The organism is Rhodopirellula baltica SH 1, assembly GCF_000196115.1.
Lineage (GTDB): Bacteria > Planctomycetota > Planctomycetia > Pirellulales > Pirellulaceae > Rhodopirellula > Rhodopirellula baltica.
Genome location: NC_005027.1, coordinates 1,859,948 through 1,875,474, shown reverse-complemented (window position 1 = coordinate 1,875,474; position 15,527 = coordinate 1,859,948). Strand labels below are relative to the sequence as shown.

The window sequence follows — 15,527 nt, the reverse complement described above, 5'->3', positions numbered from 1 at the left end:
CTAGCACTCTAACTTGAAGGAATGGGATACCGTGCGCCATCTACGACAGTCTATCTGTATTTGCTGCTCGCTGTTCGGGACGCTTGCGTCGCCCTCCTTCGCGAGTGCAAACGACGCGTTGGACGTCGATCCAACCCAGCCCGAACGACAGATCCTGCATCTCTGCAAACCCGACGGAACGCCCATTCGACCGTTGGTCTTGGACGAATCGCTGAGGGAGCGGTTTGACAGCCAGGGCAAACCAGAGATTTCAGCCGATGGGAAATGGATTGCATTCGACGCGTGGACAAATGATTTCAAACGAACTCGGCAAGAGTCCAAGATTGTGATCGTCGACTTCGATGGCCAGAAAACGACCAATATCATCGACGGTTCTTTGCCATCGTTTTCACCCGACGGCAAACGTTTGGTCTTCAGCCGCCCGCGACGATACACGAACACAGACGGCGCGGAGGGAACGTCGATCTGGATCATGGATATCGATGGCGACAATCGAATGATGGTCGCCCACCGCGGGGCGTGGGGTGGACGTTGGTCACCGGATGGAAAATCGATTGTCTTTTTTGGTGGTGAAAACGAGAACGGGATCGCAGTTCCAAAATCATGTTTGCGCCTCTTTGATATTGAAACCCAGACGACCACCAACATTTTCTCACCTGACGACTCGCCGTTTGGAGAATTGAGTTTTCACTTCGAGTGGGCCAAAGATGATTCGCGTCGTGTGGTCTTTGGTGGACCGCTGAAAGACACCCAAGAACTGGCGACCGGAGTGATCCAAGTCGACGAGGGGATCTCGAGCTTGATGGTTCGAACCGGCGACACCATGGAAGCGGGCCTGCTGCACGGCAGTTCGTACGACTGGAATCCAAAAGGCAACTCTTTTCTGATGGCCGGGACAGTCGGCGACCGGGTTTTACCCATCGCTGTTTCGATTGACCTGGTTGAAGCATCGCAAACCTTCGATGGCATACCGGAAAACGTTTCCACATCGGATCCGATTCACACGCCCGATGGAAACCATCTGATCGTTTCATTTCGTTCCCAATGACCGTCAAGGATCACGACAACCGGCTTGCAGCGAGCTTATTTGATTAGTCATTTCTTGCGGTGGAGAGTTGCGCGCCCATCAACCGGGGCTCGCAGTTGACTACCATGGACGATCTCAGGCGGACAACTCCGTTCGCCGGTCGGTCGTCACACCCGAGTCAATAAATGCGTTTGCTACTGACAGCTTGTTTGATCGTGATTTCTTTGCCAACGGTTGTCGCGGAAACGCCCGCCGACGTTCTCGATCTTTCTCGATGGCGTCTGACGTTGCCGACTGAGTCGGACAAACGGGGGTCGCCATCAGAAATCCGGCAACCTGAGTTGGCGAGTTTCTCGCACCCAGAGCACTTCCACGTCAGAGATCAGGCCGGGGTGGTCTTCCGCGCGCACTGTGGCGGTGCAACAACCAAGGGATCCAGTTTCCCTCGTTGTGAACTTCGCGAAATGGCCCCCGACGAGGTCAACCGAGCAGACTGGAGCACGGATGACAAAACGATTCACACAATGACCGTGCGGGTCGCCATTACAGCCACACCTCGTAAGAAGAAGCATGTCGTGTGCGCGCAAATTCATGACGCAGACGACGATTTGATGATGGTGCGTTTAGAGGGCGAGAAGTTATTCATCGAACGCAATGAAGTCGGCGAAGTGATGATGGAACGTCACTACCAACTGGGAACCGAATTCGAACTGAAGATCGAAGCTGGAAAGGGACACGTTCGCGTCTTCTACAACGGCGAAGAGAAAATGAACTGGAAAGTGTCACGCGACGGGTGCTACTTCAAAGCCGGTTGCTACACCCAATCCAATTTGAAGAAGGGAGACGACGCTGACTCCTACGGTGAGGTCGTCATCTCGATGCTTCAACTCGACGAGATCAATACCGAAGACCAGTAGCCGCCAACTCGTTGTCCCCTCGGATGCTTCTCATGAAATTGTTCATCACGGGCCTCTTTGTCCTCTCGCTTTGTTCATCGTTGCAAGCAAAGGAATTTCGGCCCGTGGATGCTAAGACAGTCTTTTCTGTGACCAAAGAATCGTTGGAAGCGACACCCGCATGGAATCCGGGTGCCGGGCCGATTCCCGTTTCAGCCGCGGACGCGATTCAGATTGCGTCGGATTTTCACAAACGCATCGCACCCGAGGGCAGGACCGACAGTTTTGTTTTTGATCTCGCGGGGGCCACCCTGGTACGTTCTGAAGATGATCGCTGGTACTGGGTTGTTCAGTATCGGGTTCACTTTGATCCACTTCCAACGCCGAATCGTGTTGGGAATGGTTGGGCCGGACCAATGCCAAAGCACAGTCGATACCCGGTTCTAATGAACGGAGAACTCGCCCCGCACAAACCGATATCAGCCAAACTACCTGAAGCGGTTCAGCCGGTGGATGCGATGAACCATCGTGAGTGACGGCGATGAAGTCGCCTGATGCGATCAGGGCTACTTCGCGAGCTGCAATCGTTCGGTCGATTCAAGTTCGGGCCCGCCACCGCGATTGCCACTTCCCGATGCGGTGTAGATTGCGTCGCCAATGCGAACCAGACCTGTCCCGTGTCGGCCTTGTTTCAGCGAGGGCCATGCCGACCAACCGTTCGTTTCCGGATCGAACACCTCGACTTCGTCGTGAGCCGACTTTTGGTCCGCGCTCTCACCGCAACCGACAACCAGCTTTCCATCAACGGCGATGACACTGTTGCCCGCACGTTCGGTCGGCAGATCGGGGCACTTGTCCGAGGAGAGCCAATGACCAGTGTCAAAGTCATACACATCGATCTTGCTGATTGTTTGCGAGAAGACCGCGTTGTCGCGTTTTGATGTCACTCGCCCACCCGCGGCGTACAAACGATTGCCAATGATCGCCGCCTGGAAATGATCTCTCTCATGAGGTGCATCGGGCAGAATCTCCCACACACCCGTCTTGGGATCGTAGCGATCAAACCAACGGCGGCAACCATCAACGTGTCCGTTGGTGATTCCGCCGATCAGATAAACCCATCCATCGTGATACACCGCGCCGGCACCTCCGCGACGACGTGATTCCGGAATCGAATGGACAAAATCAAATCGGTCCTCGGAGGGATGATAGACAACGACTTTCTCGAGCGGAGTCTCTTTCGGATAGGGGCCCGTCATCGCGCCCATCAAATAGATCGCATCGCCAACAACAACTCCCTGAAAGTGATGCAACTCCAAAGGTGTTTCCGACTTTTCCGTCCAAACATTCGTCGCGGGATCGTAGACGTCCACGGGATTGATGCGGCGACCGCCCAGCAAGTAGAGCTTGTTTTCAAACCCCACCAACGCCGCTTCATGACGTGCCGTCGGTTTGCCGTTCGTTTCAATGGTCTGCCAAGTAGGTCGCTTGGAATCAGGTGAATCCGCGTGTAGCGACGAGGCCGTTCCGAAGAGAAGCAGGGTGCAGATCAATAAACGCATCATGGTGGAATCAAGTTGGTGGGAATGAATGGATCGACGACACCTACGCCGAATCGGAGTTGCCCGGTTTCGACTCATGTCGTGAAACGACGGAGATGACATCACCGTCGGTCAGCCGAGTTCGCAAGGAATCACCTGGCTGAACGTCGCCGGTGGAACGGACCACTTTTCCGGCATCAGTTTGCGTCACGCTATAACCACGAGCGAGCACGGCGAGTGGTGACAAAGCGGATTGTGCCGCCGCAACGGTTGCAAGCTTTGCTTGAGCCTGTTCTAGACGCCGCCAGATCGCCGATCGACCACGTTCGTCCCAATCGTCGACTTCACGACTGCGATCATGAACCATTTCAAACGGGTTTTGAAAGACCGGCCGAGACTCCCAATTTTCCAATCGTTGACGTTCAGAATGAACTCGCCGAAACAAATTGGTTGCCATCATCTGGCCAAGGGCGTCCAGTGCCGCAACCATCGAATCGCGGTCGGGTAAGACACGTGAGGCCGCATCGGTCGGAGTCAATGCTCGGACGTCGGCGACCAAATCCGCGAGCGTGACATCGATTTCGTGACCAACCGCCGACACAGTTGGGATTCTCGATGCGGCGATCGCTCGCACCAGTTGTTCATCATTGAATGACCAAAGGTCTTCCAGCGATCCGCCACCCCGCGAAACAATCAAGACATCGGGTTGGGGACGCATCCGGTGGGCCGCTCGCATCCCGTCGATCAACGATTCAACGCTTCCCGGACCCTGGACGCTAGCGGGAATGAGTACGATTTCAATTCCGGCGTGACGCTGCGCGGCGGCCTGAAGAAAGTCCTGGATCGCGGCACCGGTGGGGCTGGTCACAATTGCAACCCGCCGGGGCACTCGTGGCAACAATCGTTTTCGTTCCGGTTCGAACAAACCTTCGGCCTGCAATTTCGCTTGCAGTTGAGCAAATGCGAGTTGCAACGCGCCCATGCCCTGAGGTTGGCATTTGCGAACGACCAATTGGTACGAACCTCGTGCCGCGTAGACCTCGACATCGCCCATGCAGAGAACGCTTTGACCATCATCCAGTTCAAAGGGCAAACGTTCGGCAACACTTCGCCACATCACACCTCGAATCTGCGAACGCTCATCCTTCAGCGTGAAATATAAATGGCCGCTTCTCGGTCGCGCGATGTCGGTGATCTCACCGGCGACCCAAACACCAGGAAAACCCGACTCAACCGTCGACTTGATTTGACGGGTGAGTTCGCTGATCGAGATCGCATCGTCGCTGCTGGAAGAACTTCGTTTCTTCCGGGCGACTTTGCGTTTGGGAGCGGTGACCTTCGCCGGTTCGTCATCGCCAGAATCAAACAGCGAAAACTGGGTGCTGTCGCTCATGAGTCAGAACGGCTCGCCCGTGAGCGGCGACGTCGCCCCGTTTTCGCAAACCGATCTCGAACATCGGAAACCGCTTGCAAGAACACGTCGACTTCGTCCACCGTGTTGTAGAAATAGCAACTCGCACGCGAGGTCGCCGTCACGCCAATCGCATGGTGCAGCGGCATTGTGCAATGGTGGCCGGCACGCACTGCGACTCCCTGACCGTCCAAAAACTGCGAGACATCGTGCGCGTGAACACCATCGATCACGAAGCTATTGATTCCGCCCTTGTGTTCCGGCGTGGGACCGATGACGCGGACGCCAGCGATCTCGCGAAGCCCCGCGTCAGCGCGTGAACCAAGCTGACGTTCGTGAGCATGAATGTTGTCCATGCCGACCTGAGTGAGGTACTCAATGGCCGCTTCGAGCCCGATCGCTTCCACAATTGGCGGCGTGCCGGCTTCGAATTTCTCTGGCAACGCGTGTGAAGTGAAACCTTCGGTCGTGACCGTCTGAATCATGCCGCCGCCGCCCAAAAACGGAGGCATCGAGTCCAACAAGCTCTCGCGTCCCCAGAGCACCCCGATACCGGTCGGCCCGCAAACCTTGTGTCCGCTGAAAACGACGAAATCAGCGTCCCAATCTTGAACGTCCATCTTCCAGTGCGGTGCAGCCTGAGCGGCATCGATCAAGACGCTTGCTCCGGCGTCGTGAGCCATCCGGGTCCAACGTTTGACGGGATATTCCGTGCCAAGCGTGTTGCTCGCCGCACCAAATGCAAAAAGCTTGGGTTGGTGCGTTTCGATCGCGGAAGCGACTGCTTCGTCGTCGATCAAAAATTCTTCGTCAACGGGGATGAACTCAACGCGGCAACCAACACGTTCGGCAAGCTGGTGCCACGGAACAATGTTCGCGTGGTGTTCGCTGATCAACAACAGAATCACATCGCCCTGCGACAAGTTCTGGTCACCCCAGGTCCGCGCGACGGTATTGATCGCGGCTGTTGTTCCGGCGGCAAAGATGACTTCGTTGGTCGACGCAGCGTTCATGAACGACGCGACGGTCGCCCGGGCGTTCTCGTAAGCTTGCGTCGACGCTTCACTCAACGTGTGAATGCCGCGATGCACGTTGCTGTAGTATTCGCGATAGCAACGACTCATCGCTTCGATGACCGAAGTGGGACGCTGAGTGCTGGCCGCGTTGTCGAAATAAACCAGCGGTCGATCGCTGGCCGAACGGATGCCCAAAATGGGGAAGTCGTCACGGATTTTCGCGACATCTAATTTCGATGGGGACGTTGTCACAATCACTGTTCTTCCCCGAGCGATGGGCCGCCCGGTGCGGACGAATCACCGTCTTCGTCGATGGGTGAATGCAACGCGGACTGAAGAATCTTCCACGAAAGAAGGCAGCACTTCTGTCGGTTGGGCGTCAACTTTGGTCCAAACAACTCCAACATTTCTTCGGCGGTGAACGCCTTCACCTCTTCGATCGTCTTGCCTTCCATCCGCTCAATCAACATCGACGCGGAAGCTTGACTGATCACGCAACCTTCGCCTTCGAACCAAGCCTCAGCGACTTTTCCCGAATCGTCCAATTTCAGCGTGATCACGATCCGATCGCCACACAGCGGGTTGTTCCCCTCATGCATGTGGCTGGCGGATTCCAAAGTCCCACGGTGGTACGGGTCTTCGTAGTGATCCAGCACGTGTTCTTCGTAAATGTCCTGCTCGTTCGGCATGTTCGAATGGTGTGTCGTGTGTTCGCGGTCGGAGGAGTCGCATCAATATTTGGCGACGAAGAAACCTCCCAGCGGTGCGTCTGATTCCACCCGTCGCCTATTTAACTCTATGCGAGTTGTCAAAAAAGGGAAGCGGGGTTTTCACACGAACAAATTTCTCCGTTGGTCGCGGTGACGGCGTTCCCCGACTGAACCGCGTTTGCCAGCGTTTCAAACACCTTCTCGAGGTTTTGCCACTGGTCGTTCGCTTCGATTTCCCAGCTATGGCCCCACAAATGGAACACACCACCCGTTCGTACCGCTTCCTGCAACATCATCTCGGCCATCCCGACCCAAGTCGTCTTTCCGGACAATTTCCATGCCCTTTGAAACGGTCCCCACGCGGCTCGCTTCATTGCATTGCGAAGGTACGCCGATCTCGGGTGCGGGTGAGCCTGCACGGAAGTCGTCATGGACGACAATTCCCATCCCTTGTCGCCGCGGACGTAGTCGCCTCGTACCCGACGTTTGGGCGGATCGCACCGCAACAATTCCACCGTCCGATATCCGGTGAAACCATGACGAGCGATCGCGTTGACGTGTTCTCGCTGAAATTTGCCCAACGGCGGGCAAAACATCTTGCAGGGCCGACCGGTCACATCGGCTACCCAAACTCCGCTGTCGTGAATTTGGCGTTCAGCTTCCACATCCGGCAAAGTCGTGAGCGCCAGATGATCCATCGTGTGAGCCCCAATCTCAAACCGCTGGCTGAGCTCGCGAATTTTCTCCTCTGGCAAGGTCTCCAGTTGAGATTTGCGAGGGATGTAGAACGTGGCCGCCAAGTCGTAGCGGACCAGAAGATCAGCCAAGCGGTGATCCAGAGGATGCCCGTCGTCCCAGCTCGTCGTGACCACGCATCGATTCGGTGTCATGGGACTGTTCGGATTCGGGGGCATTGTCGTTGGCAAAGGTCGATGATTGGTTAAGCGGAAGATTCGCGTGTTGAGAATCTCTTGTTGACGAACCTGAGTGCGACGGAGTCCGGGCGTGTTTCGGATCGACTCGCAAATCGGGATCCGTCAGCCGACTCAAATCAGTCCGCCCACGCAGGATCAGTGCCTGATGGTAGATGTCGAGCAGTTGAGCATGATTGATCTCGGCCGTGTACTTGGAAACGAACTCCGAGCGAGCCGCATCGCGCATCGCAATGGTCTCTTCTGCGTTCTCAACGAACCGATCCACCACTGATGCCAACTCGCTCGCGTTACCGCTTTCAAACAACGCGCCGACACCAGGATGCACCAATTCAGCTTGTCCGCCTTGGTTCGCACAGACAACCGGTGTTCCGCAAGCGAACGCTTCGACGACAACTCGGCCAAACGACTCGGCACAGTGAGAAGGCAAAATCAAAATCGCCGCGTCTGCCATCGTTCTGTAGACCGCATCTTGATCCAAGCGTCCGAGATATTCGACGTTCTCTTGCGGCACATCCAACAAATGCTGGAGTGGTCCATCACCAATGATCTTCAAAGGTATGGGCTGGGTCAGACGATCCCAAGCATCCAACAACACCTTCAATCCCTTTTCCTCGCTCAACCGACCGACGAATAGAGCGTAGCCGCCATCGCCTTCTCCAAGTGGCAAATCGGATTCGACGAAGTGAGGTTTGACAACGATCGGTGGCATTGGATGCCCCGAATCCTCGTATCGTTTTTTGACAAACTCAGTGGGTGCGATGGCCAAATTGAGTGACCGCTGATAAGTCTTTCGACTTCGATGCAGCCAATTTTTGACGGCAACCACTCCCGACGCCAATCGGTTCTCATGAAAACATGCGTGCCGAATCGCGGGCGTCGCAAAGCTTTTCGTAACGCAAGCCGTGCAGGGTTGCCCGTCCCGGAAACAAACCGCCTTGGGACACAGAATTCGCGAGTTATGCAGCGTCAGCACAGTCGCGGCACCCGCATCATGAGCGGACTTGATCGCCGCCGGTGACATCGCGGGGAACGTGTTGTGGAAATGAACGACGTCAATTTGCTTGGAATTCACAACATCGCGAATTTCGTCCGCGATGCCGTGGTTCCAAATGGTTTTTCTAGCGTTCGCCAATGCTCCCGCGCCCGACATGGAATCATTCATCCGTGTGAATCGAGTGACATCGTGGCCATACGATTCCAGCAACTGCGTTTCCGCATCAAATACAACATCCTCACCGCCGCGAAGGCGGTAGTAGCTGTGAACGGCTAGGATTCGGATGGCGATGATGGGCGCCGTGGGTCAGCGAGGAAGTTGGGGCAAACGAGCAAAGGTCTCGCCTATTCTACGGAAAAATTCGTTCAGCGAGGGACCGCCGTCAACCCACCATTTTCCTCGGACTCCATCGCGGGCTCCGATTCAGGTGGCTTGTTGAATCCTCGAACGCTGTCTGATCCACGATATCGGCCGTGACCCGCATCGCTTCGGCGGCGAGTCGGTGGATTGCGGCTAGCATCCAAATCCGCCGAATGAGGCGACAAGAGCAGGCCGCGGAGCAACGCCTGAACGATGCCAAAACCGAACGCCAACATCGCCGCTAAGACCAAAAGGATTGACCGTTTAGGTTTGACTTTTTTCAGTCCCAGCGAAGGTTCCTGAACGACGGCGATTTCGCTGACGGCCCCCGATGACAATTGATCGATCAGCCGGGCATTGTCACGATTCTCCGCTGTCCGCATGTACTCGGCTTCGGCCAAATCGGTTTCCCAACTCAGTTCTGCCAGATGAACTTCGTCACGATTGAGTTGCTTGAGCTCCTCGTGCAGCGACTCGGCTTGCGATACCAAGTTTTTTCGTTTGGATTCCAATCCGGCAAGAGTCGTGCTGGTTTGCTGCCACGACATCATCAAGGCTTGCCTCAACGGGTTGGTGGACTCGGTCGTCTGAGGCCGCTCGCCTTGTTCCGATTGAGCGATCTCGGTCGCAGCAGCCAGCTGCTCTCGAAGCACCTTCAACTTCGGATGATCTTCGCTGAGTTTGACCGACTGCTCCTTGTACCGAACTTCCAGGTCATACAACGCTTGCCGCATCGAATCGCCCGTCGCCTTCGGAATGCCACGAATGGTTTGTGTTTGCAAGGTTTCTGGTTGCTGCTCGATCTGTTCTACCAATCGATCCCGCTGGGAACTCATCGATGCGAGTTCGTGTTCGACATCGACAAGGTTGCTTTCAACTTGACTGAGCAACGAACGAAGTGCCGACTGAGCCGATCCGATGTCGATGATCCCGCGTTCCGTTTTCGCGATGCGAAGTTTTTCCTTTGCATCCATCGCTCGTTTGTAAGCGATCTTTGATTGCTCCTCGAAGAACTCGGACGAACCCGACGAGCTATGGGCCATCGCATGGTGCTCGCGATAAACGTGAACCAACGCGTTCAGCAAATCTCGCGAAAGGAATGGATCCTCGGTGCGAACTTCCAAGTCAATTGTGTAGGCATCCTTTGCCATGAACAGGTTCATTGATTCTTGGAACTTGTTGATTGCCATCTCTTCCGCGATTTGGCTCTCCACCTGTTCAGCGGACAGATCGCCCATGGGTTTGGTTTCACCACTGGGGAGCAGCGAACCGAGTTGCTGCATCGACTTGGAAAGCAAACTGTGTGGTTCCAAAATACGATCGACACCAACTTCATCGACGACCTTCTTGGCGATCGCGCGAGATTGCAACATTTCGCGAACGCTGTTGACCTGTGATGCGCGACTGTCTTGCAGCGAGACGGTTGGCGAGAGTGTCGCGGTTTGATCCATCGACACCGCACCGCGCCCCAACCGGATCAGCAGTTGCGAATAGGAATCAAACTGAGCCGGAATCAGGAAGACGCAAAACGCCAGCACGGGCAGCAGGAGCAGCGTGCAAATGACGACTGACCATCGATGGCGATTGATTGCACGCCAGAGATCACTCAATCGCAGTGGGCGAAAATGATCGGCTTCGGCAAAGGAGCGTTCATTCATGTCGCGAGATGCAGCAAGATACGGGAACGGTTGCAAAGAGCTGTACGACAATGGCCGCAGCGGACAACGTCGTCATGGAATCGAAACGGGATTCCACCCCCAGAATCCGACCGCCCCAGTCTAATCCGTTGTGCGACTAACGAGAGGGGTAAGCGAGCCCGACACTGATTTTTGCTGCATCAACAGCGATCGAAGGATCATTCTCCGCCCCTCGCTCGCGGACAAACGCCGTCAAATCGCCTCCGAATCCGTCCGGAGCCAGCGAATTCCACCCCATTCGTCGAACACGCGAAAAGTCGGATCGGTGACGGAACGAATGCTTCGGTTCTGTCGGCGCATAAAAAAACCGACAGGCTGGATCCATCGATCCGACCTGCCGGTCCAATTCGGTTACAGCCACTCGGCGGCAAGAGTGAAGCCGCTGGGAGAAACGCGTGAATCTCGACGTGCTACTGCACAAGTCTTTGAGTGATTCAGGCGTGCCCGAAAAATGAACCCTCTGCCGGTGTTATGTGACTGCACCTAACAGACCTCAAAAGGTCTGCTGTGTGCATTTTAGGCTCAGTTGCCCATGCAGCAAGGTTGATCGGCCATTTACTTGGCGGATCTGATGCGAATCTTCCATTTTGTGAGCTTCACGCCAAACTGTCTCGACCGTTCTCGAGGCATTGGGCTGGCAACAGAAATTCAGATCGAACCCCGATTTGTTGCGACATGGGCCAATCGTTCGCTCACCGAATCAACCATTCGCGAAAACCTTCAACGAATTGGTCTCCTCGTCCCATCACCGATCGGACAAGCAAAAACAGCATCGCCAACGCAACAAAGAGTGCTGCCCAGCCACGACGAGGCGAGGGGGGCGAGATTCCGCGCACCTGGACTCGCAGTTGACCGAGCAAGTGATTCCAGAACGAAAGCGGAAGCATCGGCTCGAAGGCCAAAACGCTCACGCAATCAAATCCTTGATGCCCTTCAATCCTCAGGTGGGCGCCGAACTGCGGCAGATGAACCTGAGCGTTCTTCTCGTCGCCGACCGCGGATGAGTCGATCGCTTGAGCGCTTCGCAGCAATGCGGGGTAAAGCTCATTTGCGGTCCGTCCGTAAACAACCAACCGAGGCTCGCGAGTCAAAACCACCAATCCGCAGATCAGCACGTACAGCAACAACATCGGTAACCAAACATACGGCCCGAGCAGCGCCGCCGATGCACTGGGAAAGAATAATTGCATCGGGCCGACAGCAACCATGCCGGCCATCGCGAAAAAGAGGGCAGACAGATCACGTCCGCCAGTCGTTATCAAGACTCGGCCGCTCACGCGAATCAACGAAAGCAGTAGCAGGTATCCAATGATCGGAAGGAAGACGACCGTCAAAACAAACGGATCAATCACGCGTTTGCCTCCCCGTCTTTGGACGACGCCTCATCGTCCTTGTTGGCATCGTCGGTCAGAGAGGGGTCCGGTCGTTTCTTAGAGGCCTTCACCGCGTGTTTGTCCGGAACCGGCGTGCTGCTCACCAGCGCCAAAATGGTCTGCCCCGCCGCGGGAACCAAGGGTGCGTCGACGGTGTTGATGTTGAGGGCACCTTCGGATGTGATGGCGCACAACACGGTCGTCACTTCGCCATACTTTTCTTGAAAATCGGCGAACAAGAATGACTCGGTCAACTTCGTCGTTTTCAAACTCGCACCCGCAGCATGCATTTCGGAGAGGCGAGTGAACGTCAAACCTTCGCCGAAAAGCTCACGTCCCATCAAGTTCTTGGTCAGTCCACGACGCCCCGCCGTGTTCTTGCTTTTGAATGTCAACTGATACAACCGAGACGAATCGAACAACGTTCGGCACTCACGAAGAGCGAGCGAGTTGACTTCATCGTTGGGCGTCATCGCCAGCAACCGACCGATGCCGGCTAAATCCAGATCCTCGCGGGCGTGTTCGTTAAGAATGTTGGCACATTCGCCTCGCAGCCCCGCCATTCGGGCTTGGCTGATTTTGTTGTAGTTGGTGTCCACCAGCAAGACGGGGATTCCCGCGGCCTTCAGTTCTGCCGCGAAATCTCGCACCCAAGCATCGGCACCCGCAATCAAGACACCTCGGCTGGTTTCTTCCGCCAACTTCAGCAGACGTGCCAGCGGTGCGGCGGCGATTCCATAAACCGCAACCGTTCCAATGATCACCAAGAACGTGACCGTCGCCAGTTGATCCGATCCTGGAATGTTCAGATCGGTTCGGCTTTCCATCGACAACGCAAACACGCTGCTCACCGCCGCGGCAACAATCCCTCGCGGAGCCAACCCGGCAATGAACGTCTGTTCGCGATAGTTCAGTGGACTACGCAGCAACGACAGATAAACCGAAACCGGTCGCACGATGAATATCAAAGCAAAGATCAGTCCGATTCCCGGCAAGCCAATCGTCGCCAAGTCCGTCAGATTGACGCGAGACCCCAGCACGATGAACAAGCAACCGATCAGCAACGTGCGAAGGTTCTCCTTCAGTTCAATGATATGCTCGACATCGAAATGCTTTTGATTGGTCAACCAAATCCCCAGCACCGTCACGACGATCAGGCCGGACTCGTGCGCAATCATGTTGCTCAGTGCAAACAGCAACAACGCCAGCGACAGCGCCGTCACGCCGTGCAAATGATCGGGCACCCAGTAACGGCGAAGTGCCTGTGTCAACAATGCACCGCCGGCGACACCCAAACCAACGCCGATTGCTCCCGTGATGGCGAGCGACTTCAGCGCGCTGGAAAAGTGAGGCGCGGATTGAGCCAGAACGACTTCTTCGTAAACCAGCACAGCCAACACCGCACCGATTGGATCGATCACGATCCCTTCCCATTTCAGTGTTGACGCCACTCGACGGCTCGGTTTGACCTGGCGAAGCAACGGACCGATGACCGTCGGACCGGTCACGACCAAGATCGCTCCCAGCAGAAAACTGAGATGCCAAGCGAAGCCAAGTATCCAGTGGATTGCCAGCGTGTTGCCGACGAAGGCCAACGCGGCACCAACCGTGCATAATCGCAAAGACGACGAACCCGATTCACGTAGTTCGCTGAGTTTGAGCGTCAGCCCACCCTCGAACATGATGATCGCGACGGATAGCGAAACCAACGGAAACAGAATGTTTGGCCCGGCCGTTTCGTCGCCGCCGGTCAAATCAGCGAGCAGGGAATCGGGTTGGACGACAAAGTGGCCCAAACAAATTCCGAACAGAAGCAACAACAGAATGCTGGGCAACTTCGTTCGCCACGCCAGCCATTGTGCCGTCACACCAAGGGCGGGCACGAGGGCGAGGTAAATCAAAAAATCCATGTGGCGGATGCGTCGGCTTTAGATGGAGAAGTACAGAAACCGCTCACAGGATATCTGCCGATGCGAGTGCCGGACAGCACCGACGCTGATGGATCAGCCCGTGTGGGCTGAATGTTCACCCAAATTCACCTGCCAGCCGTCAAAACCAGCGTGCAAGCTGATAGATCCGTTTCCTCAATAAGTCGGAACGGTCACGATCGGTTGGTCCTGATACAACTTGATCGAAGGCAACGTGATGCCGCGTTTGGCAGCTTCATATTTCAGTGCCCGCTCAAAGAACGGAAAGGGATAGTGCGAGTCGCGGCGGATTGAATAACGCTCGATCGCAACGACCAATCGCAAATCCAGCTTTCGCTCGTTCACTCGCTTCGTGATCTCTAACAGGTAATCCTGTTGGGGCTGAGTCGTCGCGTGCAATCGATTGACCAACCGCTCGTACAGCTTCGCAGTCGAATCGCCCTGGGCTCCCAGTTGCGTTCGAGTGGTGATTTGAGCTTGTGCGGACGGTGCGTCAGCGAATGCCAAACCCAGGCAAACAAAAAGCGAAGCAATGAAAAAACGGTGGTGTCGAGCCAGCATGATGCGACCAAATTTCGCGGGAACACGTGCGAGAATCCTCGAAGTGCACCGCTAGCAAATCCGACCGCCTCGGAACAAGACGGATCGTTCGGATCCGCCAAATATATCTTCGCTTTCACTTCCAGCTCCAAACGTCAACGTCACTCAAACCAGTCTCCGATAGCGGCCGATCGGATTGCAACCACGTCTTGGCCGATGCATCTTCTTTCAGATATGCGTCCCAAAACCGGAGGCTGATTTGCTGAATCGCCGGGTGATGCTTCGGGTTGCGATTCCTGGTCCTCAGGCCTCGGCTGTCACCAAACGCGGAATGCTCCGCTCCATCCAAAACCAATTCGTACTTGTCGCCCTCTGGCAGAGCAGCGTACACCTCTCGTCGTTTCGCTGGATCAAACGAAGAATCAATCGGGCTGGCATCCTTCGTGCCTGTCATGCACATCATCGGTTTTGCCAAATGACCGAAACCTTGATCCGCGGGAAGCCCCTTTCCTGGTTGGGGGCTGAAGGCAACAAACGCGTCGATTCGTGTCTCTTCGAAACTTCGATTCCGCGGAAGCTTCTGACCGGCTACCGCGAGTGTCGTGACCGCCCCAAAACTGTGACCACTCATGCCGATGTGTTCCAAGTCCATCCGGTTGCTCAGCGGATGGGACTTCTGCTTGTTCCAAACGGTGAGCTGATCGATGACGAACGTCACATCCTCGATCCGATCTTGCGAACTCTGCAAACTTGCCGCGGACTTCAGTGCCGCCATTCGTTGCCGTAGACGAGCGGTCTTCCAAACCTGTTCATCACTCCCAGCGTGTTGCATGAAAACCGCAACATAGCCGGACGATGCCCAGTATTCGCCGAGATAAGCGTTGTTCTCTCGCGAACCACCCAGCCCGTGCGAGAACAAGATGACCGGTTTTGGTGTCGGTTCGCCATCCCAGTAAACCTTGAGTGGAACCTCACGGTCTCGCCGCCCATCCGTCGGCTCAAATCGCAGTACCTTCACCGCCACATCGACTTCGCCGTTCGCCCTGATCGGGAACGACATCGCCAACGCGGCAAAGCTCAACAGCATCCAATTTTTCAT

Annotated in this window: 14 protein-coding genes; 3 read left to right on the top strand and 11 right to left on the bottom strand. The window is 55.6% G+C overall.

The features are described from left to right. The first annotated feature begins 31 nt into the window (after positions 1 to 31). The 3 genes from RB_RS07105 (at position 32) to RB_RS07095 (ending at position 2,459) form a co-directional block, all read left to right on the top strand. On the top strand, positions 32 to 1,048 hold the full coding sequence (locus RB_RS07105; RefSeq protein WP_231846293.1) for a TolB family protein: 1,017 nt from the start codon (positions 32 to 34) through the stop codon (positions 1,046 to 1,048). A gap of 164 nt (positions 1,049 to 1,212) precedes the next feature. Continuing rightward, on the top strand, positions 1,213 to 1,944 hold the full coding sequence (locus tag RB_RS07100; RefSeq protein ID WP_011119440.1) for a polysaccharide lyase family 7 protein: 732 nt from the start codon (positions 1,213 to 1,215) through the stop codon (positions 1,942 to 1,944). Positions 1,945 to 1,976: 32 nt separating this feature from the next. Next, a complete protein-coding gene (locus RB_RS07095; protein WP_164921656.1) occupies positions 1,977 to 2,459 on the top strand; it encodes a hypothetical protein in 483 nt (160 codons plus the stop codon). Positions 2,460 to 2,489: 30 nt separating this feature from the next. Here RB_RS07095 and RB_RS07090 read toward each other — a convergent pair whose 3' ends face one another. From RB_RS07090 to RB_RS07040, 11 genes are all read right to left on the bottom strand, one after another. After that, positions 2,490 to 3,488: a Kelch repeat-containing protein gene (locus tag RB_RS07090; protein WP_164921655.1), complete on the bottom strand. Its 999-nt coding sequence runs from the start codon at positions 3,486 to 3,488 to the stop codon at positions 2,490 to 2,492. A gap of 40 nt (positions 3,489 to 3,528) precedes the next feature. Continuing rightward, on the bottom strand, positions 3,529 to 4,857 hold the full coding sequence (gene xseA / locus RB_RS07085; protein ID WP_011119437.1) for an exodeoxyribonuclease VII large subunit: 1,329 nt from the start codon (positions 4,855 to 4,857) through the stop codon (positions 3,529 to 3,531). Further along, complete coding sequence (locus RB_RS07080) at positions 4,854 to 6,149, bottom strand: aminotransferase class V-fold PLP-dependent enzyme (protein WP_011119436.1); 1,296 nt, start codon at positions 6,147 to 6,149, stop codon at positions 4,854 to 4,856. The genes xseA and RB_RS07080 overlap by 4 nt, the downstream gene beginning before the upstream one ends. Then, positions 6,146 to 6,580 (bottom strand): Fe-S cluster assembly sulfur transfer protein SufU, encoded by a 435-nt coding sequence (sufU, locus tag RB_RS07075; protein ID WP_007330765.1) that lies wholly within the window; start codon positions 6,578 to 6,580, stop codon positions 6,146 to 6,148. Before sufU ends, RB_RS07080 begins: the two co-directional genes overlap by 4 nt. Positions 6,581 to 6,699: 119 nt before the next feature. Next, a complete protein-coding gene (locus RB_RS07070; RefSeq protein ID WP_231846292.1) occupies positions 6,700 to 7,428 on the bottom strand; it encodes a polysaccharide deacetylase family protein in 729 nt (242 codons plus the stop codon). Beyond that, positions 7,421 to 8,698, bottom strand: a complete 1,278-nt coding sequence (locus RB_RS07065) for a glycosyltransferase (RefSeq protein WP_231846291.1) — start codon at positions 8,696 to 8,698, stop codon at positions 7,421 to 7,423. Before RB_RS07065 ends, RB_RS07070 begins: the two co-directional genes overlap by 8 nt. 197 nt (positions 8,699 to 8,895) lie before the next feature. Continuing rightward, positions 8,896 to 10,548 (bottom strand): GumC family protein, encoded by a 1,653-nt coding sequence (locus tag RB_RS07060; protein WP_164921654.1) that lies wholly within the window; start codon positions 10,546 to 10,548, stop codon positions 8,896 to 8,898. Positions 10,549 to 11,279: 731 nt separating this feature from the next. After that, positions 11,280 to 11,939, bottom strand: coding sequence for a hypothetical protein (locus RB_RS07055; RefSeq protein WP_007338171.1), 660 nt, complete (start codon positions 11,937 to 11,939; stop codon positions 11,280 to 11,282). Further along, a complete protein-coding gene (locus RB_RS07050) occupies positions 11,936 to 13,870 on the bottom strand; it encodes a cation:proton antiporter (protein WP_011119431.1) in 1,935 nt (644 codons plus the stop codon). Before RB_RS07050 ends, RB_RS07055 begins: the two co-directional genes overlap by 4 nt. Before the next feature lie 174 nt (positions 13,871 to 14,044). Continuing rightward, complete coding sequence (locus tag RB_RS07045) at positions 14,045 to 14,449, bottom strand: hypothetical protein (RefSeq protein WP_007330758.1); 405 nt, start codon at positions 14,447 to 14,449, stop codon at positions 14,045 to 14,047. Between the two features lie 115 nt (positions 14,450 to 14,564). Beyond that, positions 14,565 to 15,527 (bottom strand): alpha/beta hydrolase family protein, encoded by a 963-nt coding sequence (locus tag RB_RS07040; protein ID WP_164921653.1) that lies wholly within the window; start codon positions 15,525 to 15,527, stop codon positions 14,565 to 14,567.

Bases quoted from the DNA above. Each gene is read 5' to 3' on its own strand.
- RB_RS07100 (WP_011119440.1), top strand. From the start codon at position 1,213: ATGCGTTTGCTACTGACAGCTTGTTTGATCGTGATTTCTTTGCCAACG.
- RB_RS07095 (WP_164921656.1), top strand. From the start codon at position 1,977: ATGAAATTGTTCATCACGGGCCTCTTTGTCCTCTCGCTTTGTTCATCG.
- RB_RS07090 (WP_164921655.1), bottom strand. From the start codon at position 3,488: ATGATGCGTTTATTGATCTGCACCCTGCTTCTCTTCGGAACGGCCTCG.
- xseA (WP_011119437.1), bottom strand. From the start codon at position 4,857: ATGAGCGACAGCACCCAGTTTTCGCTGTTTGATTCTGGCGATGACGAA.
- sufU (WP_007330765.1), bottom strand. From the start codon at position 6,580: ATGCCGAACGAGCAGGACATTTACGAAGAACACGTGCTGGATCACTAC.
- RB_RS07065 (WP_231846291.1), bottom strand. From the start codon at position 8,698: ATGAATGATTCCATGTCGGGCGCGGGAGCATTGGCGAACGCTAGAAAA.
- RB_RS07060 (WP_164921654.1), bottom strand. From the start codon at position 10,548: ATGAATGAACGCTCCTTTGCCGAAGCCGATCATTTTCGCCCACTGCGA.
- RB_RS07050 (WP_011119431.1), bottom strand. From the start codon at position 13,870: ATGGATTTTTTGATTTACCTCGCCCTCGTGCCCGCCCTTGGTGTGACG.
- RB_RS07045 (WP_007330758.1), bottom strand. From the start codon at position 14,449: ATGCTGGCTCGACACCACCGTTTTTTCATTGCTTCGCTTTTTGTTTGC.
- RB_RS07040 (WP_164921653.1), bottom strand. From the start codon at position 15,527: ATGAAAAATTGGATGCTGTTGAGCTTTGCCGCGTTGGCGATGTCGTTC.